At 73.8% G+C, this 23,128-nt stretch carries 14 protein-coding genes and 1 riboswitch; of the genes, 7 read left to right on the top strand and 7 right to left on the bottom strand.

The genetic code is table 11. The features are described 5' to 3' along the window. Window positions 1-26 precede the first annotated feature (26 nt). Genes MANAM107_RS12115 through MANAM107_RS12105 form a run of 3 tightly spaced genes read left to right on the top strand, consistent with a single transcriptional unit; the run spans window position 27 to window position 3,371 of the window. A complete protein-coding gene (locus tag MANAM107_RS12115) occupies window positions 27-1,208 on the top strand; it encodes a DUF3866 family protein (RefSeq protein WP_223909103.1) in 1,182 nt (393 codons plus the stop codon). Further along, entirely contained in the window at window positions 1,205-2,533 is a 1,329-nt protein-coding gene (locus MANAM107_RS12110) for a sensor histidine kinase (protein ID WP_223909100.1), read from the top strand. Before MANAM107_RS12115 ends, MANAM107_RS12110 begins: the two co-directional genes overlap by 4 nt. Before the next feature lies 1 nt (window position 2,534). Further along, window positions 2,535-3,371 (top strand): response regulator transcription factor, encoded by an 837-nt coding sequence (locus MANAM107_RS12105; RefSeq protein ID WP_223909098.1) that lies wholly within the window; start codon window positions 2,535-2,537, stop codon window positions 3,369-3,371. Between the two features lie 42 nt (window positions 3,372-3,413). Here MANAM107_RS12105 and MANAM107_RS12100 read toward each other — a convergent pair whose 3' ends face one another. Continuing rightward, window positions 3,414-4,148: a DUF6882 domain-containing protein gene (locus MANAM107_RS12100; RefSeq protein WP_223909083.1), complete on the bottom strand. Its 735-nt coding sequence runs from the start codon at window positions 4,146-4,148 to the stop codon at window positions 3,414-3,416. A 244-nt stretch (window positions 4,149-4,392) separates the two neighbouring features. Here MANAM107_RS12100 and MANAM107_RS12095 point away from each other — a divergent pair, with 244 nt between their 5' ends. The 4 genes from MANAM107_RS12095 to hisG all read left to right on the top strand — a co-directional run bounded on the left by MANAM107_RS12095 (window position 4,393) and on the right by hisG (window position 8,108). Then, entirely contained in the window at window positions 4,393-5,175 is a 783-nt protein-coding gene (locus tag MANAM107_RS12095; protein WP_223909081.1) for an ABC transporter ATP-binding protein, read from the top strand. Beyond that, complete coding sequence (locus MANAM107_RS12090; RefSeq protein WP_223909079.1) at window positions 5,172-6,791, top strand: ABC-2 family transporter permease; 1,620 nt, start codon at window positions 5,172-5,174, stop codon at window positions 6,789-6,791. Before MANAM107_RS12095 ends, MANAM107_RS12090 begins: the two co-directional genes overlap by 4 nt. 98 nt (window positions 6,792-6,889) lie before the next feature. Further along, window positions 6,890-7,153, top strand: coding sequence for a phosphoribosyl-ATP diphosphatase (locus MANAM107_RS12085; RefSeq protein WP_223909076.1), 264 nt, complete (start codon window positions 6,890-6,892; stop codon window positions 7,151-7,153). Window positions 7,154-7,262: 109 nt separating this feature from the next. Further along, window positions 7,263-8,108, top strand: a complete 846-nt coding sequence (gene hisG / locus MANAM107_RS12080) for an ATP phosphoribosyltransferase (protein ID WP_223909074.1) — start codon at window positions 7,263-7,265, stop codon at window positions 8,106-8,108. Between the two features lie 30 nt (window positions 8,109-8,138). On the opposite strand, the gene MANAM107_RS12075 is transcribed toward hisG, so the two are convergent. The 6 genes from MANAM107_RS12075 to MANAM107_RS12050 form a co-directional block, all read right to left on the bottom strand. Then, the gene (locus MANAM107_RS12075) at window positions 8,139-9,143 is read right to left on the bottom strand and encodes an ABC transporter substrate-binding protein (protein WP_223913165.1); all 1,005 of its coding nucleotides are present in this window, start codon (window positions 9,141-9,143) and stop codon (window positions 8,139-8,141) included. A 124-nt stretch (window positions 9,144-9,267) separates the two neighbouring features. Continuing rightward, window positions 9,268-10,119 (bottom strand): ABC transporter permease, encoded by an 852-nt coding sequence (locus tag MANAM107_RS12070; RefSeq protein ID WP_223909067.1) that lies wholly within the window; start codon window positions 10,117-10,119, stop codon window positions 9,268-9,270. 172 nt (window positions 10,120-10,291) lie between these two features. Continuing rightward, a riboswitch (FMN riboswitch) is annotated at window positions 10,292-10,437 on the bottom strand. 99 nt (window positions 10,438-10,536) lie between these two features. Further along, window positions 10,537-12,021 carry a sodium/proline symporter PutP gene (gene putP, locus MANAM107_RS12065; RefSeq protein ID WP_223909064.1) on the bottom strand — a complete coding sequence of 495 codons (1,485 nt, stop codon included), beginning with the start codon at window positions 12,019-12,021 and terminating at the stop codon, window positions 10,537-10,539. Window positions 12,022-12,325: 304 nt separating this feature from the next. Next, the gene (locus MANAM107_RS12060; protein ID WP_223909054.1) at window positions 12,326-12,832 is read right to left on the bottom strand and encodes a holo-ACP synthase; all 507 of its coding nucleotides are present in this window, start codon (window positions 12,830-12,832) and stop codon (window positions 12,326-12,328) included. Continuing rightward, a complete protein-coding gene (locus MANAM107_RS12055; RefSeq protein WP_223909051.1) occupies window positions 12,832-13,386 on the bottom strand; it encodes a GNAT family N-acetyltransferase in 555 nt (184 codons plus the stop codon). Before MANAM107_RS12055 ends, MANAM107_RS12060 begins: the two co-directional genes overlap by 1 nt. Window positions 13,387-13,515: 129 nt before the next feature. Then, on the bottom strand, window positions 13,516-23,121 hold the full coding sequence (locus MANAM107_RS12050) for a type I polyketide synthase (protein ID WP_223909048.1): 9,606 nt from the start codon (window positions 23,119-23,121) through the stop codon (window positions 13,516-13,518). Window positions 23,122-23,128 lie beyond the last annotated feature (7 nt).

The following is a 23,128-nucleotide window of genomic DNA, read 5'->3' as shown; positions in this document are numbered from 1 at the left end:
GCAGGGCGGTCGCTACGCTGGTGGGCATGATGTGGCGCGACGGCGTGATGATCGGCCTGCGACGGTCCTGGGGCCGGCAGGGGCGGGCCTGCGCGGAACTGGAGGTGGAGATCACCGACGCGCCTCAGGATGCCCGTGGGCCGGGCCCGGGCGAGCGCATCGGGGCAGTGGCCTACCAGGCGATCACCGGCGTGCCCCAGGCCGGGGAGCGCCTGCGCCTGGAGGTCTCCGCCCTCGACCGGGGCCTGGGCACCGGCGGGCACGCCATGGTGGCCGCCCGCCTGGATGTGCTGCCCCCGGACGCCCCCCGGGAGGGCCACCTGGTCAAGGCCCGCTACATGCCCGACCAGGTGATGGTCACCGGCATCGATGAGCAGGGCACCGCCCACCACCCCCTGCTCAGCGCGCCGATCGGCGCCCTGGGCCTGGAGGGCATGCCGGTGGTGGTGGCCGACCTGCACTCCTGCCTGCCCGCGATCCTGGCGGGCCTGCGCGCCCCCACCGCCCCGCAGGCGCCCCGGACCGCCTACATCATGACCGACGGCGGCGCCCTGCCGCTGCCCTACTCGCGCACTGTGGCCGGGCTGCGGCGGGCAGGCTGGCTCGCCGGCACCGTCAGCGCGGGGCAGGCCTGGGGCGGGGACATCGAGGCCGTCACCGTGCACAACGCGCTGCTCGCCGCCCGCCACGTCCTGGGCGCGCAGGTGGCCGTGGTCATCCAGGGGCCGGGGAACCTGGGCACCGACACCCCCTGGGGCTTCTCCGGGGTGGCCTGCGGCGAGGCGATCAACGCCGTCGCCGCCCTGGGGGGCCGGCCGGTGGCCTGCCTGCGGATCTCCCAGGCCGATGCGCGCGACCGCCACCGGGGCGTGTCCCACCACTCGATGACCGCCTACGGGCGGGTGGCGCTGGCGGCCGCGGATATCGCCGTCCCCCAGCTCGACGGCGCCCTGGGCGCGCAGGTCGATGAGCAGGCCCGGAACCTGTGCGCCCCGCGGCCCGGAGCCGGCCGGCACCGACTGGTGCCCGTGCCCACGACCGGCCTCATGGAGGCGCTGCGGGCGGCCCAGGAGGCCACCGGGATGCGGATGTCCACCATGGGCCGGGGCCTGGAGGAGGATGCGGCCGCCTTCCTGGCCGCCGCCGCGGCCGGACGGTGCGCCCGGGGCCTGCTGGAGGCCGCAGAGCCCGAGGCAGGGCGGCCATGACCGCCCTGCTGGAGGCCGCCGAGCCCGGAGCCTCGCCCTACGACTGGCGCCAGCACTGCCGCACGGTCCCACCGGGAGCCGCCCGAGGGGGCCTGGCCGCCGTGGACCTCGCCTGGGGCCTGTTCTTCCTGGTGGTGTCCTGCCGCAACCTCGACTTCATCCTGAACTACGGTCCCTACCCGGTCTACACCCTCAATTTCGGGCTCAGCCTGGTCCTGGCCCTCCTGCAGCTCCTGCGGCTGCGCCACCTGCGCGTGGCGCTCATCGCCACCTACGCCATGCTGGCCGCCTACGCCCTCCTCGTCCTGCTCTCCCCGGTCAACCTGGGGCTGGACCCGATCATCATCACCGCGGTGACCAGCCTCCACGCAGTCACCCGGTGGGAGGCCGACCGCCGGTGGGGCGCTGCCGCCCTCCTCCTGGCCCTGGCCGGTGCGGTGGTCAATCCCGCCACCATCACGGCCGCCAGGGTCCAGACCACGGGACCGGGCCCGGCGCTGGGCCCCCTCCTGCTCATCTCCCTGGTCTTCGTCGGCACGGTGATCCTCACCTACCTGCACGCCTCGGCGCGACGGCGGGCGGCCGAGTCCCACGCCCAGGAGCTCCGGGCCGCGGCGCTGGCCGCCACCGCCGCCGAGCGCCTGAGCATGGCCCGCGAGCTGCACGACCTAGTGGGCCACAGCCTCACCGCGGTCACCGTCCAGGCCTCCACCGGCCTGGCCCTGGGAGGCGGTGAGCAGATGCGCAGCGCCCTGGAGTCCGTGCATGGCACGGCCAGCACCTCGCTGGACTCGGTGCGCGAGCTGGTGCGGGCCCTGCGCTCCCAGGCCCAGGACGCCGCTCCCCTGGCCGACCTGCTCACCGTGCCCGAGTTCGTGGGCTCCGCCCGCAGCGCCGGGCGGCAGGTGAGCGCGCAGCTGCCCGAGGCCGAGGTGCTGGAGGCCTGGAACGAGCAGTGGTCGATGATGCAGCGCCTCACCCTCGTGCGGCTGATGGGTGAGGCGATGACCAATGCGCTCAAGCACGGAGGGAGCCCGATCCGGGTGCGCCTGGGCCAGGATGCGGGCCACTGCCACCTGGAGGTCGTCAATCCCCTGCCCGTGCAGGGGCGCCCCGGGGATCCGGGCGGGCCGGCGGGAAGCGGCCTCATCGGCCTCCAGGAGCGGCTGAGGCTGGTCGGGGGCGCCCTGGAGACCTCGAACATCGAGCTCGACGGCGCAGCGGGCTTCCGACTGGTGGCCTCCTTCCCCGTCGACCAGCCCGCCGACGCCGCGGCGGATACCACCGGGAGGTCTGGAGACGCCCGGGATGAGGGGGATGGGTGAGATGCCGGGCAGTCCCCGAACCAGGCCCATCGCCGTGGCTGTGGTCGACGACCAGCAGCTGCTCGTCTCCGCCTTCAGCTCGCTCATCACTGCCCAGGAGGACATGGAGGTGGTCCTCACGGCCGCCAACGGGCAGGAGGCGGTCGAGCGGCTCACCGCCGCCGGCCAGGAGCCCGGCCCGGCCCCCACCCTCGTGGTGCTCATGGATCTGCGGATGCCGATCATGGACGGGGTCAGCGCCATTGCCGCATTGCGCGGCCACCCGGATACCGCGGGCCTGCCCATCCTGGTGCTGACCACTTTCGACGACGAGGAGCTGGTGCTGTCCTCCCTGCGCGCGGGCGCCAACGGCTTCCTGCTCAAGGACGCCTCCCCCCAGGTCCTGCTCCAGGCGATCCGGGTGGTCGCCCAGGGCGGGTCCTGGCTGGACCCCGCGGTCACGGGCACGGTCCTGGCCCATCTGGAGGCACCGGCACCGGGCGGGCGGGCCGTTGAGGGAGGGAGGATGACGCCCGACGCCGATGACGGGACGGAGAGCGGGGCGGCCGGTGGCCCGACGGGCGCCGTCGTCCCTGCGCTCCAGGCGGGCGGTGATGAGGCCGGCAGCGGTGTCCCTGGGCTCTACGAGCCCCTGACCCGGCGTGAGGAGGCCGTCCTGGCCCTGGTGTGCCAGGGTCTGGCCAATGCCGGGATCGCGCAGAGGCTCTACCTGGCCGAGTCCACCGTCAAGACCCATGTCAAGGCGATCCTGGGCAAGACGGGGTGCACCAACAGGGTCGAGCTGATCATCCACGCCTTCGCCACCGGCCTGGTCCCCCTGCCCGGCCGTGCTGGATGAGGGATGCCGAGGAGCGGTGCCGGGGGCGGGCCGCAAGCGCGGTCAGGACATGAAGACGTTGGCGATCTCGCCCTGGTCGTTGCGGGTCACCGACAGGGTGTAGGACTGCCCCGTGGTGTTGGCGATGTGGTAGCCGGTGGTGGCCCCCGCATCCTCCCGGCTCAGGGACCAGCCCGGCATGAGGTGGACCAGCCCGTGCAGTGACCAGTCGATGTCATCGACCGCCATGACGTAGCGGGTCAGGGAGGGGAAGAGCCGGTTGAGGGTCAGGTCGGGCAGGGGCACCGAGAGGTCCTCCAGGAGGAAGACCTGCCGGGAGCCAGCGGTGCCCGTGGCCCCCGAGTAGTACAGGATCCTGGGGCCGAAGATCTCCGTGGCGGCCATCCCCACATCGTGGGACAGGGTCGTGACGAGCTCGACCTGGTTCTCCCCCGGCTCGATCGCGTAGCCGACCTCCTCGCGCTGGAAGACCTCCAGGCCGTGGCGGGCGCCGAAGATCGAGATGCGGGAGGCGGCCGAGTTCTGCCCCACGTAGGGGGCGAAGGGCGCGGCGAAGCCCCACAGCAGGGAGGCCGGGTTGAGCGCGATGGAGGCCAGCACCTGGCCGGTCGCCGTGATCCTGCCGCGTTCGGAGCTGAACACGAAGCGCCGGGCGCGCAGGTCCACACTCCAGTCGTACTCCCCCAACTGCTGCTCCAGGACCTCAGCGAGCATCTCCTGGCGAACGAGGGCGTAGATGGCCGCGCGCTGGCCGACTCGACGAAGCTGAGGGATCACGGCGCACACGCTAGCAAATAGATCACAGCGGGGTTACGAGGCTGGCGGGGCAAGCCTCCCCAGCGCCCGCGCCTGCGCGCACCGGCCCCCACCGCGCTCCACCCGCCCCGCATCCCACCGCCGCAGGCCCGGATCAGCGCCCTACTCCTCCTCCCTGGGGAGGAGTAGGGCACCGGGAGCAGGCAGGCGATCGTATCCCTGGTGGGGATACGCCGACCCCCGGCGCCGCGGGAGCATCAATGGCATGAGACATGCACTGCGTACCGCACCGCCGCGGCAGCCCTCCGACCCCCCTGCACCCCTACCGCCCGGACTCCGGCTGATCGGTATCAGCAAGTCCTTCGGCCGTCAGCAGGTCCTCCACGGCCTGAGCCTCACCGCCCACCCCGGGCGGGTCTACGGCCTGCTGGGCCTCAATGGCGCCGGCAAGTCCACCGCCTTCAACATCGCCCTGGGCCTGCTGCGCCCCGACGCCGGAGCAGTGGAGATCCAGGGCCATCCCCTGACGCGCCAGAGCCTGGGCCAGGTGGGGGCCTCCGTCAACGGCCCCGCCCTCTTCCCCCAGCTCAGCGCCCGCCGCAACCTGCTCGTCCACTGCCGCCTGACCGGTGTCTCCCCCGCGGTCATCGACCCGCTCCTGGAGTACGTGGGGCTCCAGGACGCGGGCCGCAAGCGGGCCGGCGCCTTCTCCACCGGGATGAAGGTACGACTGTCCCTGGCCATGGCGCTGCTGACAGACCCCCAGGTCCTCATCCTCGATGAGCCCCAGAACGGTCTGGACCCCCGCGGCATCATCGAGCTGCGCGACCTCGTGCGCACCCTGGCCCGCCAGGGCCGCACCCTGGTGGTCTCCAGCCACCAGCTCGGGGAGATCGCCCACATGTGCGACGACCTGGGGGTGCTGGCCTCAGGTGCGCTGGTCTACGAGGGGCCCCTGGAGTCCTTCGCCGGCACGCACGACCCCCAGGCCCTGGAGGCCGCCTTCCTGGCGGCCGTGGGCGCCGGGAGCACGGAGGTGGCCCCATGAGCGCCGCGACCCGCCCCACCGCCGGCACCCAGGTCGGCATGCCCAGCCTGCTGCGCGCCGAGGCGCTGCGCTCGCGGCGGACCTTCACCTGGGGCGTCATCGGCGCGACCCTTGTCTTCACCGTCCACACCCTCCTCCTGGCCCGCTCGACGATCAGCCAGGGGGTCGTCGCGGAGGTGGCCTGGAACGGCAACGCCCTGGGCTGGATGCACTTCTACCCGGTGGGCTTCGCCATCCCCCTGGGCCTGCTCGTCGGCGTCATGGCCCAGTGGCGCGAGGAGCGCTGGCGCCAGGGCGGGACCGCCTGGCGGGCCGTGAGCCCCCGCCGAGTCCTGGCCGCCCGCCTCGGGATCCTCAGTGCCTCGGCCCTGGCCTGCCAGCTGGCCCTGGTGGCACCGGTGGTCCTCCACGCCCTGGTGGCCGGCAGCGGGTGGGGCCCCTGGCCCAGGTACCTGGCCTTCATCGTGCTCATGTGGATCATCGTCACCGGCGCCAGCGCCTGGGGCATGATCGCCTACCGCCTCCTCGGGGTCGTCGCGGTCGGCGCGGCCCCCATCCTGGGCTTCGTGTGGTCCGCGATCGGGGCCGTGCAGGCCGAGCAGCCCTCCTGGTGGATGCTGCCCTGGACCTGGTCGGCCCGGCCCGTGCTGCCCCTACTGGGCGTGCACGGCAACAGCGTCATCCTGGAGGAGGGCTCCCCCGTCTGGCACTACCCGGTCGTGCCCGGGCTCCTGGGCTCGACGGTGCTGACGGCCGTGGGCGCTATCCTCGCCGTGCATCTGGGCGACCGGCCGCTGCTCGGCTCGGCCACTCCCGATGGCCTGCTCCGACGCCGTCCCGCTCCTCCCGCCCACCCGGGGCCCACGGGAGCCCAGGCCCGCGCCGCCGGGGGCGCCCGTGCGGCTCGCCCGGTGGCCGTGGCACCGGCCGGCGCCCGATCGGTCCTGCGGGCCCTGGGCGCGGCCCTGCCGTGGAGGCTGTGGCTGGCCCTGGGCGCCCTGCTGGCCCTCATCATCCTGGTGGTGCGCGCCGCCTACTCCCCCGGCGCCGCCCTGGGACTGCTGGAACTGGTGGGCCTGCCGATCTCCTCGGCCGTGGTGGGCATGACCCTGTGGGCGGGGGTGCAGGCCCCCTGGCGCAGCCTCATCGTGCGCCGCGAGCCCCTCCCCCTCCTGGCCTCCCTCATGGGGCTGGGCGGTGGGCTGGTCGTGCCTGTGCTGCTGTGCGCGTGGCTGGTGGCCCAGGCCGGCGAGCCCCTGACGCGCACCGGCGACGGCGTCGGTGCGTTCACCGGGGGCCTGTACGCCCTGGCGGTGATGCCCGCGGTGTCCTTCATGATGGTGGCGGTGAGCCTGGCGGTGGCCATGTGCACCCGGCCGGTGGCCTCCATCGTGCTCAACGCCATCCTCCTGCTCAGCGGCCTCATCATCGGCGGTAACGACGTTCTGGCCCAGACCACCCTGTGGGTGGCCTCCCCCTGGGCCTGGATGCGGATCGCCGACGCCTTCCCCGGCACGTGGGTGGCCGTCGTCGCTCTCAGCGCGATCATCGGCTGCGGGGCGCTGGCGGTGGCCATCGCCCGGGCGCGGCATGTGGCCGTGCGGGAGAGCGCCTGAGCCACCGGGCCGCCCCGCGCCCCGGTGCCACGAGGCCCCCGGGTCACCTGGTGGCACCGATAGGCGGCTGTGCGCAGGTCTTCGCTAGCCTTGCGCCCATGAAGACCTTCGAGGACCTGTTCGCCGAGCTGGAGCACAAGGCCGCCACCCGCCCCCAGGGGTCGGGCACGGTCGAGGAGCTCGACCGGGGTGTCCATTTCATCGGCAAGAAGCTCGTGGAGGAGGCCGCCGAGGCCTGGATGGCCTGCGAGCACGAGTCCGATGAGGCCGCCTGCGAGGAGATCAGCCAGCTGCTCTACCACGCCCAGGTGATGATGATCGCCAAGGGCTACACCCTCCAGGACGTCTACAACCACCTCTAGGACCGGGGCCGCGCGGGCCCTGCCGGCCCGGACCGCGGCACCAGCTCGATCCCTCGTACCCGCCTGCGGCGCCCCGCCACGGGCCCGCCTTCGATAGTCAGGAACCGCCGTGCTGCGTATCGCCGTGCCCAACAAGGGCTCCCTGTCCGAACCCGCCACCACCATGCTCAAGGAGGCCGGCTACCGCACACGCCGCAATGGGCGCGAGCTCGTCCTGGTCGATGAGGCCAACGAGGTCGAGCTGTTCTTCCTGCGGCCCCGCGACATCGCCGTCTACGTGGGCCAGGGCACCGTCCACGCGGGCATCACCGGACGCGACCTGCTCCTGGACTCCGGTGTGGAGGCCGTCGAGCACCTGCCCCTGGGCTTCGCCCGCTCCACCTTCCGCTTCGCCGCGCCCCGGGGCACGGTCTCCTCCGTGGAGCAGATCGAGGGCATGCGCGTGGCCACCTCCTACGACGTCCTGGTGCGGGGCTACCTGGCGTCACGGGGCATCAACGCCCAGACCGTCCACCTCGACGGGGCCGTGGAGTCCTCCGTCCACCTGGGTGTGGCCGACCTCATCGCCGACGTCGTCGAGACCGGCACCACGCTGCGGGCCGCCGGCCTGGAGACCTTCGGCGAACCCATCCTCACCAGCGAGGCAGTGCTCATCACCACCGAGCAGTACCGCCAGGAGCCGGCCCTGGCCACCCTGGTGCGCCGCCTGGAGGGGGTGCTGCGGGCCCGCTCCTACGTGCTGGTGGACTACGACATCCCCATGAACAGGCTGCATGCGGCCGCCGCCCTGACCCCGGGCATCGAGTCACCCACCGTCTCCCCCCTGCAGAACCCCGACTGGGTGGCCGTGCGGGCCATGGTCCCCCGGGCGGATATGAACCGCATCATGGACGAGCTCTACGAGGTCGGCGCTCGGGCCATCCTCGTCTCCTCGCTCCTGGCCTGTCGCCTGTAGGGCCGGGCCCGAGGGCCCCGGCCCCGGCGCTCACTCCCCCGTCAGGGAGACGGCCGCCTCCTCGGCACTGACCGGGGTGGATCCCAGCAGGCCGTGACCGGCCAGGAAGTCGACCATCGTGGCCACGCGATCGTGGGACAGCTCCCCGATGACGGTCTCGCTGCTGGGGCGGATGAGCTCGCCGGTGGCCACCGCCACCTCCCGGGCGCGGGCGGCCTGGGTGGCCTCCACCAGGTCAGGGACGTGGGCCGCAGCCGCCTTGACGGCCGCATCGGGGTCCTTGACGAAGGCGGACATGCCGTCGGTCGAGGCGATGACGGCGTCGGCCAGGTCCTCCCGGCGCTCCTGGAGCACGGCGCGGGAGGTGACCAGGGAGGCGCCGATGAGGGGCACATCCTCGGCCACGGCGATGGTGCGCACCGGGGTGCCCGACTGCCTGATCTGGACGGCGTCGTTGTTGGAGTAGCCGATGATGGCATCGACCTTCCCACCCACGAGCGCCGCCTGCTGGGTGTAGCCGATCTCCTGGATGGTCAGGTCCTCCTCGGTGAGCCCGGCACCGTCCATGGCCAGCTGGAGGCCGTACCAGTTCTCCCCCAGCCGGCCGGGCAGGCCCACGGTGCGCCCGGCCATGTCGGCGGGGGTGGTGATCGGGGAGTCCTGCGGCACGATGATGCACACGGGGTAGGCCTGGTAGAAGCCGCCGACGACGACCAGATCCGAGCCGTTGGAGGTGGCCACCACCGCCTCATCCGCCCCGGCCACCACCAGCTGCTCGGTGCCGGCCTGGAGGGCGTCGAAGAGCCCCTCCTGGGCGCCGTGGTGGCGCAGCTCGACCGAGGGCGCGTACTTGCCCTGGCTCTGGGCGAGGTAGAAGGGGGCGAACTGGATATTGGGCGTGTAGGTCAGCCCGAGGGTCAGGCCCTGCGCCGCGCCCGAGGCGGCGCGGGAGGCGGTGCCCGAGGAGCAGGCGGCGAGCAGGCCGCCAGCACCCAGGACCAGGCCCCCCGCCAGGAGCCGGCGCCGGGGGGTCATGGGACCGGCAGCGGACGACGGCGCGGATGGGGCGGGGCGGTGGGGCAGGGCGCGAGCGCTGGGGCGGGTCATGTCGGCTCTCCTTGATCGTGGATGCGGGGTGGCGGGCTCTCGGGCGGGGCGTTCAGGTGGCGCCCCGCCCGCGAAGGGCCCTGACGGTGCGGCTGCGGCGCTCCAGGGAGTACAGGAGCCAGTGGATGGTGGTGGCCAGGGCGCACAGCAGCACGATGGTGGCGAACAGGCCGGTGGTGTCCACGGCGTCGCGCTGGGAGGCCAGGGTCATGCCCAGCCCGGTGCCCCCCATGGTCATCTCGCCGACGACGGCCCCGGTGATGGACAGGGTGAAGCCGGTGCGCAGGCCCGCCAGGATGGCGGGCAGGGTCATGGGCAGCTCGATGTGCAGGACCATGGACCACCCGTGGGCGCCGTCGAGCCGGGCGGCGTCGATGATGTCGGTGTCCAGTCCGCGCAGGCCCAGCAGGACGGTGGCGGTGATGGGGAAGAAGACCATGAAGGCGCACAGCACGACCACGGGCGTGGTGCCGTAGCCGACCCACAGCACCAGCAGGGGGGCCACGGCGATGGCCGGCACGGCCTGGCTGGCGGCCACATAGGGGAGCACGGCCCGGGAGAACAGGGGCCAGTGGTGCAGCGCCCAGGCCAGCGGCAGGGCGAGGCCTGCGGCGAGCAGGCATCCCAGGAGCGCCTCACGGATGGTCACCCAGGCGTAGCCCAGCAGGCCGGCGCGGGTGAGGGACAGCCACAGCCGCTCGGCCACGGGCAGGGGGCCTGGCAGGAAGACCTCGGGCAGGATCCGACAGATGGTGACCAGGTGCCAGGAGGCGATGATGAGCATGCCCAGCAGCAGGGCGGGCCAGGGCCTGCGGCCCTCGGCGCGCTCGCGTCGGGGCCGCCTGGCCGAGCCCAGCGGGCCGGGCGCGGGGGGCTCCCCGGTCACGGTGCTGGTTGCGCTCATGAGAGCTCCTCCCGGTCCGTTCCCGGGGGCGCTCACCCCCGGGCGAGTCCGGGGCCCGCGATGCGCCTCTGGCCGGCGCATGCGCGTCACGGGCGCCCACGGGAGGCGGCACGCGGATCGGCGTGGGCCGATGGTGCATCCCGTCCCTGGAGGCACAGGCGTGCCCGGGCGCCCCGTGCCTCCTCCCTTCCGGACTCTCACCGTCGGTGCCGGAGTTCCACCGGCTCAGCCGGCCACCGGCCGCCCTGCGGGCTGCACGGCGACCGGGTCGCGGACTCTCACCGCCGGTTCGGACTTTCACCGACCCCGGAGCACGTTGCTGGGGCAAGGCTACAACCACCGTGCCGAGGGACTGCACACCCGGTGATTATGGGCGTGGTCACAGCACCCTCGGGGCGCTTGGGGCCGGTGACGGCCTCAGACCCGGGTGGCGCGCACGGCGCTGGCGAACTCCTCCTCCACCGCGGCGTCCGGCTCGCCCAGGCGGGACACGCCCCAGGCCACCGCGAGGTTGCCCAGGAATCCCGGCAGGATCTCGTAGAGGTCGAAGACGCCTCCGGGGCCGCCGTCGATATTTCCCCAGAGCCCCACCAGGACGGCGCCGGTGATCATGCCCGCCAGGGCGCCGGCCGGGGTCAGCCTCCTCCAGTACAGGCACAGCAGGATGGTGGGCCCGAAGGAGGCGCCGAAGCCGGCCCAGGCGAAGGCCACCAGCGCCAGGATGGTGTCGCTGGGCGTCCAGGCCATGAGGGCGGCGATGACGGCCACGAGGAGGACCGCGGTGCGCGAGGCGATGACCAGGTGGGAGGAGGCCAGCTCGCCCTTGCGCACGGTGCGGTAGAGGTCCTCGACGAGGGCGGAGCTGGTCACCAGCAGCTGGGAGGAGATCGTGGACATGATGGCCGCCAGGATCGCGGCGAGCATGAAGCCGGCCACCAGGGGGTGGAAGAGCAGCTGGCCCAGGGTGATGAAGGCGGTCTCGGGGTCGGCGAGCCTCTCGGGGTCGCGGGCGTAGATGGCCACGCCGACCACTGCGGTGCCGATGGCGCCCAGCACGGCGAAGAGCATCCAGCTGATCCCGATGATGCCGCCCTGGATGGCCTCGCGCGGGGAACGGATGGCCATGAAGCGCACGATGATGTGGGGCTGGCCGAAGTAGCCCAGGCCCCAGGCGATGGCGGAGATGACGCCGATGACCGAGACACTGGGGCCCACCAGGGCCCAGTAGTCGGCGTCCACGGAGCGCACGGCGGAGACCACCTCACCGACACCGCCCACGTGCATGACACCGACCACCGGCACGGCGATGAGGGCGGCGACCATCATGATTCCCTGGACCAGGTCGGTCCACGACACGGCCAGGAATCCGCCCACGAGGGTGTAGAGCACGGTGATGGCGGCCACGAGCGTCATCCCCAGGCGGTAGTCCATGCCGAAGGAGGATTCGAAGAACTTGCCTCCGGCGACCATGCCCGAGGAGACGTAGAAGGTGAAGAACACCAGGATGATGATGCCGGCGGCCCAGCGCAGGAGGTGGCGCGAGTCGTGGAGGCGGTTGTCCAGGAAGCTGGGGATGGTGATCGCATTATCGGCGACCTCGGTGTAGGTGCGCAGTCGTGGCGCTACCACGATCCAGTTGACCAGGGCGCCCACGGTCAGGCCGATGGCGATCCAGGCCTCGACCAGGCCCGAGGCGTACAGGGCCCCGGGCAGGCCCATGAGCAGCCATCCGGACATGTCCGAGGCACCGGCGGACAGCGCCGCCACGAAGGGGTTGAGATCGCGGCCGGCCAGCATGTAGTCGTCGATACTGTTGGTCCGCACATAGGCCCACAGCCCGATCATGATCATGGCCACGAAGTAGATGACCATTGCCATGGCCTCGAAGGTGGTATCACTCATGACAGCTCCTTTGCAGTTGATGAGGTGGAGACGGCAGGGTCGGGCCCTACCTGTTCACAGGCATGAGGTCCTCCTCCAGGGCAGACGGATCGGCTCCGGCGCCCGCCCCACGCGCTCCGGGGTGGCCCAGGCGGGTTGACCAGCAGGCTGTCGCCGGATCGACGGGCGCCGACGACAGCGTACGCGACATCAGCGGTTCAATCCGTTATATAACTGCACATCTTCAGGCCCGGATCGGGCACCGGAGCCGGGCCTTTCGGCATGATCCGGTCGCGCCCCGGTCCGAAGATGTGCAGCATGGGGCTCAGGGCCGCTGGAACAGCACGATGGCCGCGGCCCAGCCGCCCTCGTGGGTCACCGACACCGGCCAGCTCTCGGCCTGCGCGCTGCCGGGCCCCAGGCTGTCCTCCACGGCCTGGGCCACCTGCCCGCTGAGGTGCAGCCGGGGCCGCCCCCAGCGGTCGGTGACCATCTCGATCTGCCGCCAGTCCAGGTCCTCGGGCGCGATGAGGGGCCCTCCAGGCTCCCCCCTGGTGCGGGCCCGCAGGGCCACCGCCTGGCTCCAGGCCTTGACGAAGGCCTCCTTGGCGGCCCACCGCGCCGCCAGGTGCTCGGCCTCGGCCGAGCCCTTGTCCACACAGCGGCGGCGCGACTCGCGCCGCTCCCGGGCGGTGAAGGCCCTCTCGGCGAAGACGGTGCCCGGCACGCCGAGCTGGTCGGCCAGCATGGCCACCTCCACCAGGTCCAGCCCGGCGCCCGGAGCCCGGGCGCCCGGGTCGACGCCGGGGGGCTCGGGAAGCGCAGGCCGCATCAGGCACCGCCCCGCCCGGGCGCGCCGCCGGGAGCCCGCCTCATGACCACCTCGGGGATCACCCCGTCGTACAGGCGGTGCGAGCCGGGAACCAGCGCGAAGCCGTGGCGGGTGTAGAAGCGCTGGGCGGCGGTGTTGAAGGCCGCCACGCCCAGCTCTATCGGCCTGGTGGCATCGGCCCACTCCAGCACCGCGCGCATGAGGGCCGCACCCACGCCATGGCAGCGGGCCCGAGCGGCGACGTACATGACCTGCAGGTACTGGTCCCCCGCCGGCGGCTGCTCGGCGATGGCCAGGCCCACCACCTCCTGCCCCATCTCGGCCACGAGGTAGATGAGACCCGCGTCGGCCCGAGACCGCTCGATCTGCCCGGCCAGACGGGCGATGCCCTCAACGGTGAGGCGGGGGGCCCACCGCGCCTGGGCGTCCTGGGCGCTGATCCCCTCGGGCCGCACGTAGGTGTCCAGCCAGGAGGCGTGCCACACCCGCGTGACGGGCTCGGCGTCCTGGGGGCGCATCGGCCTGATGAGCGGCTCAGCGGCGCTCGCTGCCATCACCTGTCATCACCCGCCATCATGCTCACCTCCGTGCTCCCACCGGGCGGCCTCCCGCGGCTCTGAGCCGAGCCGCAGCGCTGCTGCGGGAGCGGTGCACTCCGCTCCCGCAGCAGCAGGGGCGCCGGCTCAGGCCTGCTCCTCGTGCTCCCCGGCGTGGTAGACGCCGTCGGCGCCGAGCCTGGCCTCGGGATCCAGGAGCATGGCGGCCTCGACCTCGTGCGGGTCGCGCAGCCTGGTCTCCTCGCCCAGGCGACGGCCCTGGACCTGCTCGAAGAGCGGGGCCCGGCCGATCATGCCGGCGCGGCGGCGACGCGTGCCCGCGGCCAGGCGGGCATTGGCCGAGGCCAGCCAGGCATCCACGGCCTCCTGGCCGCCGTCCTTGCGCAGGGCGGCCTCGAAGGCGCCGGGGTGGACCACCGCGATGAGCCCGGAGACGTGACCGAAGCCCAGCGAGGTCAGCAGGCCCGCACGCACGGGGCCGGCGCCCGGCACCCGCCCGGAGGCGCCACCACGGCCCGCCAGGCGGATGGGCGTGCGCGGCCACACCCAGAAGGCGTCCTTCTCCAGGGGGGCGTCGACGACGTCGAGGGAGGCGTTGCCCGGAGCCACACCGGTGGCCAGGATCTCGGCCAGGCCGGAGACCTGGAAGACCGCGGCACCGCCCTTGGCGTGACCGGTGATCGTCTTCTGGGAGACGGCCACCAGCGGGTTGCCCTCGGAGCGGCCCAGGGCCCGGGCCAGGCGGGTGTGCAGCTCGGACTCGTTGGGGTCGTTGGCATTGGTGGAGGTGTCGTGCTTGGAGACCACGGCGATGTCGTCGGCCTCCACTCCCAGGGCCGCCAGGGCCCTGGCCAGGCGCGAGTTGACGCCTCCGCGCCCTGCGCCCAGGGCCCCCAGGCCCGGGGCCGGGATGGAGGTGTGGGCGCCGTCGGCGTAGGAGGAGACGAAGCCCACCACGCCGGCCACCGGCAGGCCCAGCCTGGCTGCGACGCTGCCGCGGGCCAGGATGACGGTGCCGCCGCCCTCGGCCTCCACGAATCCGCCACGACGCCGGTCGTTGGCCCGGGAGAAGTGCCGGTCGGAGATGCCCTTGGCGCGCATGGCCGCGGCCTCGGCGGTGGCGTTCATGTTGCCGAAGCCCACCACCGACTCGATGGAGATATCGTCGATGGCACCGGCCACCACGACATCGGCCTTGCCCAGGGCGATCTTGTCCCAGCCCTCCTCGATGGAGACCGCGGCGGTGGCGCAGGCGCTCACCGGCTGGACCATGGAGCCGTAGCCGCCCACATAGGACTGCATGACATGCGCGGCCACCACGTTGGGCAGGGCCTCCTGGAGGATGTCGCTGGGACGCTCCTCATCGAGCAGGCGCCCCACGAACATCTTGCGCATGGACTCCATGCCGCCGAAGCCCGTCCCCTGCGTGGAGGCCACATCCGAGGGGTGGACGGCGGCCAGCAGCTCGGCGGGGGTGAAGCCCGCCGACAGGAAGGCGTCCACGGCCGTGACCAGGTTCCACGAGGCGATGGTGTCCATCCCCTGGACCATGGAGGCGGGGATGCCCCAGCGCTGGGGGTCGAAGTCGCGCGGGAACTGGCCTCCCACGGTGCGCGACAGAGCGGCGCGGCGGGGCACGCGGGCCAGGGAGCCGGCCAGGCGGGTGACCGTCCACTCCCCCGTCTCGGCGTCGGGGGCCACGAGCGTGTGCTCGGGGGCCGAGGCCTCGATGGTGCGGGCGGTGGCCTCGTCGGGCACGCTCAGCGTGATGTCGCGGTCGAGGTAGACGGTGACCTCCTCGTCGGCCACGGGGGCGATGACCCCGTCGTCGACGAACTCGCGGATGCCGCAGCGGGCCACGACCTCGTCGCGGTAGCGCTCGAAGATGTCGGACTCCTCGACGAGCTCGCCCTCGGCGTCGTACCAGCCGGCCTTGGGGCTGTCCTGCCAGGTCAGCAGGCCCATGCCCCAGGCGAGCTCCAGGACGCCGGCCGCGGTGAGCTCGACGTCCTCACCGCCGCTCATGCCCAGCTCGGCCTCGCGGCGCGTGCGGGCCGAGCCCCAGGTGGAGACCTCGCCGGTGGAGACGATGACCACCATGTCGTCCAGGTCGGCGTCCACCTCGCCCCACTGGGGGGCGGTGGGCTGGGTGGGCACCACGGGCGTGGGCAGGGCCGCCACGGTGGCCGGGGCCTCGGTCCGCTCCTGGGGCGCGGCGGCCTGGGCGGCCGCGCTCTCGCGCAGGGCCACCAGGTCCACGCCCTGGCCCAGCCCGCCGGTGAGGTCGGCATCGACGGGAGCCTGGGCGGCCTGGGATCGCACCTGGTGGGTGCACAGGGCGATGAGCTCGGAGGCGATCTCCTCGGTGGACCAGGTGCGCACGCCGGCGGCCTCGACGGCGGCCACGAGCGGGTCATTGCCGCCCATGAGGCCAGTGCCCCGCACCCAGCCGATGCGCGGGTGGGCCAGGGTGACGCGCTGGGCCCAGGCGCGCTCGGAGGACCAGCGGTTGACCACGGCGTCCAGAGCGGACTTGACCTCGCCGTAGGCCCCGTCGCCGCCGAAGGTGCCGCGGTTGGGCGAGCCGGGCAGCACCACGTGCAGGCGGTGGTCGACATGCGTGTCGGTGCCGATGGCGCTCAGGGCGGCGATGGAGCGCTCCACGCTCCACAGCAGCAGGCGGGTCTGAGCCTCCGCCTCGGCCCCGGCGTCGGCAAGGGTGCCCGAGACCCGCGGCGCGGCGAAGGGGAAGAGCAGCGTGGGTACCAGTGCCTCCTTGACCACGGTGGTCGAGCCCCCGGAGGTGACCACCTGGTCGTTGCCGATCCAGGAGGCCAGGGCGTCCACGTCCCGGTAGGAGGACAGGTTGGCCGGCACCATCCACAGCCTCGCCCCGGCGGCCGCGTGCTCGCGGTACAGGTCGGTAGCGAAGGCCAGGCGCTCGTGGGTCAGGCGCGAGCTGGTGGCCACCACGGTGGCGCCGCCGGCCAGCAGCTGCCCGACGACGGCGGCCGCGATGGACCCGGGGGCCACACCGGTGACCACGGCGACGTCGTCGGCCCAGCGCACGGTGCCCTCGCCGCTGCGGGCGGTGGCGGTGGCGCGCTCGGCGATGGCCCCCAGCAGCTCGGCGCGCTGGGAGGCGTCCTCCAGCTCGGAGGCGGCCAGCTGGTCGCGCCACCAGGCGGCCTGGTCGGCCACGGCCCGGCCCAGGCCCACGAAGCGCTCGGGGGCCAGCAGGCGGCGGCCCTCCTCCAGGTTGGTCTGCCCCGAGCCGAAGCGGGCGATGTCCTCGCGGGCGGTGGCCCAGCGGTCGTCGATGAGCACGGCGCGCTCGGGGGCGAAGGCCGGGGTGACCGAGGCCACCCAGCCGCTGCCCAGCTCGGCGTCCAGGGCCGCCAGGGCGGCCCGGGTGCGGGCGTCCTCATCCCCGGCGTCGGCCGGGACGGTGACCTTCTCGCTCAGGCCCAGGGCGTCCAGGAGGGTGCGGGCGGTGGTGGCCAGCACGCCCTCCTCGCCGGTGACGGTGGCGGCGAAGGCGTCCAGGGCGGCGGAGTCCACCACGGCCCCACCGGCCCCGCCCCCGGCCGAGGGCTTGGCCACGCTCACGCCCTGGGCCGAGGCCACGGCCTGGACGGCGGAGTCGATGAGGGCGTCAACGGCGCCCCCGGAGGTCAGCGGTGCCGAGGAGCCCAGGGAGGCCAGGTCCTCCCCGCGCATGGAGGCGCCCTCTCGGGTGCCCAGGAACATGGCGGCGGTGACGTGGGAGACCCAGCCCGGGCCCAGGGCCCAGGTTCCGGTGACGCGGTCGGCGATGCGCGAGGCGCGCACCCCCGAGGGGCCCAGGATGCGGGCCAGGCCCACCCGGATGGCCTCGGTCAGGACCGGGCCGAAGGCCTTGTATCCCGGGGCGCCCTTGGCGACTGTGGCGGACAGGGCGGTCATGTCGGCGTCGGCGGCGCCGTCGATGGAGGCCAGCTCCAGCTCGGTGCCCAGGTCCATGAGGAGCTGGTTGCGCCGCGAGGACACCCCGTTGGTCAGGGTCTCGGTGGTGTCGGTGGCGCCGATCTGCTCGGGGCGGATGCGCGAGGCGTGGGCCAGCAGCACCGTCAGGGCGTCGGTGGCGGTGAAGGCGATGTCCTCCACCGGGCCCGCAGCCGCCGCCGGGGCGGCAGGGGCGGCCGCCTCCTGCGGGGCCGGGGCGGGGGCCTCGGCGGCGGGCGCCGGGGACTCCGCGGGCGCAGGGGCCGCAGCAGGGGACTCGGCGTCCGCGGGGACCTCGAAGTCGGGCTCGGCCAGCTCCACGGCCGGGTCGGTGTCGGTGGCCAGGACGCGGGCCTCGTCGCGGCGCGCGTTGTGCACCACGACGTGGCGCCCGGCGTGGCGCGGCAGCAGCAGCGTGTTCTTGGCCAGGTTGGCCAGCGTCGGGGAGTTGGCCAGGCCCACCTCCACGACGTGCTCGATGCCCATGCCGCCCTCGGCCGGGGAGGCCAGCAGGACGTCCTGGGTCTCGATCCAGCGCACCGGGGAGGCGAACTGCCAGGCCAGGAGCTCGACCAGCAGCTGGCGGGCCAACTCGACGGGGTCCTTGGCGCGGTTGTCCCAGTCGGCCAGGATCTCCTCGACCGGCTCGGAGGGCACCACCTGGAGGATCGAGCGGGCGAAGTCCTGGGTCAGGGCGAAGGGCCGGGCCACGAGGTTGGGCACGTAGCGGCCCACGAGCCGCTCGTAGTCCAGGTCCTGGGGCACCAGCTCGAGCAGGCGGCCGCGGAACTCCGGGACGCCGGGGCGCAGCACCTCGGAGTGGAAGGGCACGTCGATGCCCGGGACGAGCATGAAGGGGTTCTTCCCGCCGCGGGCCCTGGCCTTGGCGCGGGCGTCGGCCGCCAGGGCGTCCAGGCCCTTGATGGTGCCGGCCACCGCGTACTGCACGCCGGCCAGGTTGTGGTTGACGATCTGGAGGAACTCCCCGCTGGCCTCGGCGATGGAGGCCACGTAGTCCTCGACCTCATCGGCGCCGATGCCCGCCTGGTTGGGGCGCAGGGCGCCCATGCGGTAGTTCGAGGCGCCCTCGGCGTCACGGGGCACCAGGGAGTGCATGGTCGAGCCGCGCTGGAAGACGATGGAGATGGTGGTCTCCACCGGCATGACGCGCCCGTAGGCGCTCAGCGCCGTGTACTCCCCCAGGGAGTGCCCGGCGAAGGCCGCGCCCTCGACCAGGGCCCCGGCCTCGGCCAGGCGCGCGGTGGTGGCCATGGCCACGGTGGCCAGGGCCACCTGGGTGAACTGGGTGAGGTTGAGCAGGCCCTCGGGGTGGCGGTAGGTCACGCCGCGGGCGGTCATCTCGGTGGGGTTGTCCCGCACGAGGTTGATGACGGAGAAGCCCAGCTCGGAGCGGGTGTGGGCGTCGGCGCGGTCCCAGACCTCGCGGGCCGCCTTGGAGGAGGCGCGCTCGTCCAGGCCCATGCCGGCGGCCTGGATGCCCTGACCGGGGTAGATGTAGGCGGTGGGCTCGGGGATGGTCACGGCGGTGCCGCGCGAGACGACCTCCCCGCCGATGCGGCACACGACCTCCAGGACGTAGCCGCCGCCCACCACCAGGCCCGTGCGCTCGACGGTCACCTCGACCTCGTCGCCCAGCTCCACCGGGCCGGTCATGACGTAGGTCCAGCCGGCCAGGACGTGGCGCGAGCCGTCGGCGGCGGTGGAGGCCGCCACCTGCTGGGCGGTGGCCGACAGCCACATGCCGTGGACCAGGGGGGCCTCCATCCCGGCCACGCGGGCGGCGTGGTAGGAGGTGTGGATCGGGTTGAAGTCGCCGGTGACGCGGGCGAAGGCGGTCATGTCCGCCGGGGCGGTGACGGTGGTGCGGCGCAGGATGCGGCGGGCCGCGGGGGCGGTCTCCCGGCCGGTTCCCCCGGCCAGCTCGGGTGCGGAGGGCACGGCGCTGCCCGAGGCTCGCCCGCGGATGGCGAAGCGCTCGCGCATGAGCGCCACCAGGGTGCCGTCGGCGGCGTCGGTCAGCTCCAGGCGCACGTCGACCACGCGCCCGGCACTGGACTCCTCCAGGGCGGCCACCCAGCCGGTGACGGTGATGGTGGGGCTGGTCTGCGCGGCGGCCTGGAGCTGGTGGAGGGTCAGGTGCAGGTCCACGGTGTGGTCCAGGTGGACGGCGCCCAGCAGGCCCTCGATGAGCGGCATGCCGTCCTCGACCACCGAGCCCAGGGCGGCGTAGACCACCGGCCAGCACGGGCCCAGCAGGGCGTCGGGCACCAGCGGCGCGGCCGAGAGGTCCGCGGGCAGGGCGTCGGCGGTCACCGAGGCGTGGTCGTGGCCCAGGGTGGGGGCCAGGGTGAAGGAGCCGTGGATGGTGCCGAAGGGCTGGGTGGCCGGGCGGCCCAGGGCGTCGGTGGCACCGGCCACGGCGGTGCGCACCTGGGGCAGGTGCTCGACGTGGTCGCCGGTGATGGACACCGCCCCCACGCCCGCGGTGGCCCGCAGCAGGTCGTTCATGGTGTCGCTGATGCGCTCGGGGTCCACCAGGGGGGCGGCCCCGTCCCAGGCGCGGGCCAGGCGCAGGGGCACCACGAGGCGGCGCACGGCGTGGATGGACTCCCCGCCGGGAGTGCCGTCCCAGTGCGTGTCCAGGTTGATGTCCAGGTCGTAGGCGTCCTCGGCGACGTCGGGGCGCGCCACCACCGTGTAGGCGTCCTGGGACAGCACGGTGGCGGGGTTGACGGTCAGGTGGCCGTTCCACAGCACGTGCGGGGTGACCCGGACCAGCTCGGAGGCGTCGGCCACCGGGGAGACCAGGGAGCCGTCGGCCACGGCCGGGGCCGCGCCCAGGCGCCCGGCGGCCCGGTGCTCGGGGGTGCCGCCGGCCTGGAGGGCCTCGATGGCGGCGGTCTCGAAGCGGCCGAGCAGGTCGCCCACCGGCTCGTTGACGGTGGTGATGCCGGCCACGGCCACGGGGCCGGGGATGATGCGCACCTGGTCGGCGGTGTAGCGCGGGTCCTGGGACTGCCACAGGGAGTCGGTGCCCCACCAGCGCAGGATGTCGGCGTCGAGCACCGGCACGAAGGGCACGGGCTTGGGGTGCTTGCGGCACAGGTCCACGAACCAGGCGGCGTCGGCGGGCTCGACCCGGGTGGTGGCTGCCGAGGGGTAGTGCTGCGCCAGACGGGCCAGGGCGTCATCGGAGTCGATGACGGCCTCATGGTCGGCGTAGAGGGTGGGGATCCGGCCGTGGTCGGCCCGGGCCAGGCGGGCCTCGATGCGGCGCATGAGGTCCAGGAAGCGGTCGTACCAGCCCTCATCGGCCCAGTCGGACTCCACGGCGCCGCGCCCGGTGTGGGGGGCCACGCACAGCTCGGCGTAGCGGGTGGCCCACTCCAGGTAGGTCATCTCCTCCACGTCGCCGAAGTAGGGCTTGGCGGTCTTGGCCAGCGCCTCGATCATCTCCTCGCGGCGCTCGGTCATGGCGGCGTCGTCCCCGGCCAGCTCCTGGATGAGCCGGGAGGCGCGGGCCGAGGAGTTGTCGATCTCGTAGAGGTCGGCCCGCAGGTGGGACAGGCCCGAGGTCATGCCCCCGATGGACTCGCCCGAGGGCACCCAGCCGCCCTCGACCCCGGAGTCCTCGGGGATGCCGGGGGTGTCGACGAGCAGCTGCTTGACATCGTCGTTGGTCTTGGCCTCCAGGCAGGTCATGGCGGCGGTGCCGATCATGACGCCGTCCACGGGGGCGGCGGCGGTGCCGTAGGCCAGGGCCCAGCGGCCGGTGAGGTAGTCGGCCGCCTTGGCGGGTGTGCCGATGCCGCCGCCGACCACCAGGACCGCGTTGTCCACGGCGCGGATGGCGTCGTAGGTGGCCAGGAGCATCGTGTTGAGGTCCTCCCAGGAGTGGTGGCCCCCGGCGTGCCCGTCCTCGATCTGGATGATGACCGGGGACTCGGGCACGGCGCGGGCGATGGCCAGGACCTGGCGGATCTGGTCGACGGTCCCGGGCTTGAAGGCGATGTAGGGGAAGCCCTCGGCGTGGAGGCGGGCCAGCAGGGCGGTGGCCTCCTCCAGCTCGGGGATGCCCGCGGAGATGACGATCCCGTCCACCGGGGCGCCCCCGGCGCGGGCCTTGGACAGCAGGCGCTGGGTGCCCAGGTGGAGGTTCCACAGGTAGCGGTCCATGAACATGGCGTTGAAGGCGGCGGTGCGCCCCGGCTCCAGGGCCTGCTCCAGGCCCTGGAGGTTCTCGGCCAGCACCGCGGGGGTGGTCTGGCCGCCACCGGCCAGCTCGGCCCAGTAGCCGGCATTGGCGGCCGCGGCCACGATGGCCGGGTCCACGGTGGTGGGTGTCATCCCCGCCAGCAGGACGGCGCTGCGGCCGGTCAGGCGGGTGAAGGCGGTATCCAGGGTCAGGCGCCCGTCGGGCAGGCGCGTCAGGCGGGGGGCGAAGCGGGAGCGGTCCACCGCCGCGGCCGGGGCGGTGCCGGGGCGGTCGAGGCCGTCGATGTCCTTGGCGGTGCCCGCGGGCACGACGGTGGTGCCGGTGCCGGCCACCACGGCCTCGGTCAGGCGCGCGAGCACGCCGCCGGGGCCCAGGTCGAGCACGGTGCGCACCTGGGCCTGGCCGTCCTGGCCGCTCTGGCCGACGCGGGCGTCCAGGCCCAGGGCGGAGGTGACCAGGCCGGGCCAGTCGACGGGGTCGATGAGCACGGACTGCGCCAGGCTGCGGGCCAGCTCGCCGTCCAGGCCGCAGGCCTGTGCCCAGGCGGCCACGTCCTTAACGGCCGGGGCCAGCAGGGGGGTGTGGAAGGGCACGGAGGTGGCCAGGAACTCGGTGACCGGGGCCAGGACGGCCCCGCCGCGGCGCCGCTCCTTGCGGGCCTTGGCGCTGCGGGCGGCGGCCGCCTCCAGGGCGGTGACGACCCGCTCCAGGTCCGCGGGCCGGCCCGAGAGGATGTGGGCCTGGCGGCCGTTGGTCACGCCCACCGAGATCCGCTCCGAGCCGGGGACCCTCTCCAGGACGCCGTCGAGCACGGGGCGGGTGACGCCGCGCACTGAGAGCATCGGCGTGGACTGGCCCACCGTGCCCAGGTCCAGGCGGCGGGTGGTACGGGTGGCCGCCGCACCGATGAGGCGGGCGATGGCGTGGACCTCAACGACGGCGTCATCCGCGCTGCCGGCGGCCCCGGCGCCCCTGCCGGCGTTGAGCGCCTCCAGCAGGGCCACCCCCAGCACCCCCTGGGAGTGGCCGACGGCGGTGACCGGGGCGTGGGCGGTGATGTCGAGGCCCGCCCCCGCCAGGGAGGCCAGGACCGCGTGCTGGGCCATGAGGATCCCGGGTACCGAGACATCGGCGCCGTCGGCGGCGGTGCGGTGGGCCGGGGCCAGCGGCGCGGCCTGGTCGTCCAGGAGCCGCGAGCCGCGCGGGGTGATGGTCAGCAGGTCGGTGGCCACCGGCGCCAGGCGCCGGGAGACCGCCTCGTCGACCCCCACCAGGGTGGTCGCCAGGTCGCGGTCCAGGGACACCAGCTCATCGAGGGTGGAGCGCCACGGGGTGGCCTGGCCCCCGAAGGTGGCGGCATAGGCCTGGCCCCCGCTGATGCGCTCGGCGATCGTGTCGGCGGGGCGGGTGTTCTGCGCGGTGGGGTGCACGGTGGTGGAGTCCTTCGTCGTGTGTGCGGAGAAGTGGTGGTGCGAGTCCGGGGCCGTGCCCGGGCCGGGGGTCTGGGTCATGGGGTCC

The sequence above is a fragment of the Actinomyces capricornis genome (assembly GCF_019974135.1).
Taxonomy (GTDB): domain Bacteria; phylum Actinomycetota; class Actinomycetes; order Actinomycetales; family Actinomycetaceae; genus Actinomyces; species Actinomyces capricornis.
Note: the sequence above shows the minus strand (reverse complement) of the source record. Positions and strands in the feature narration are given on the sequence as shown.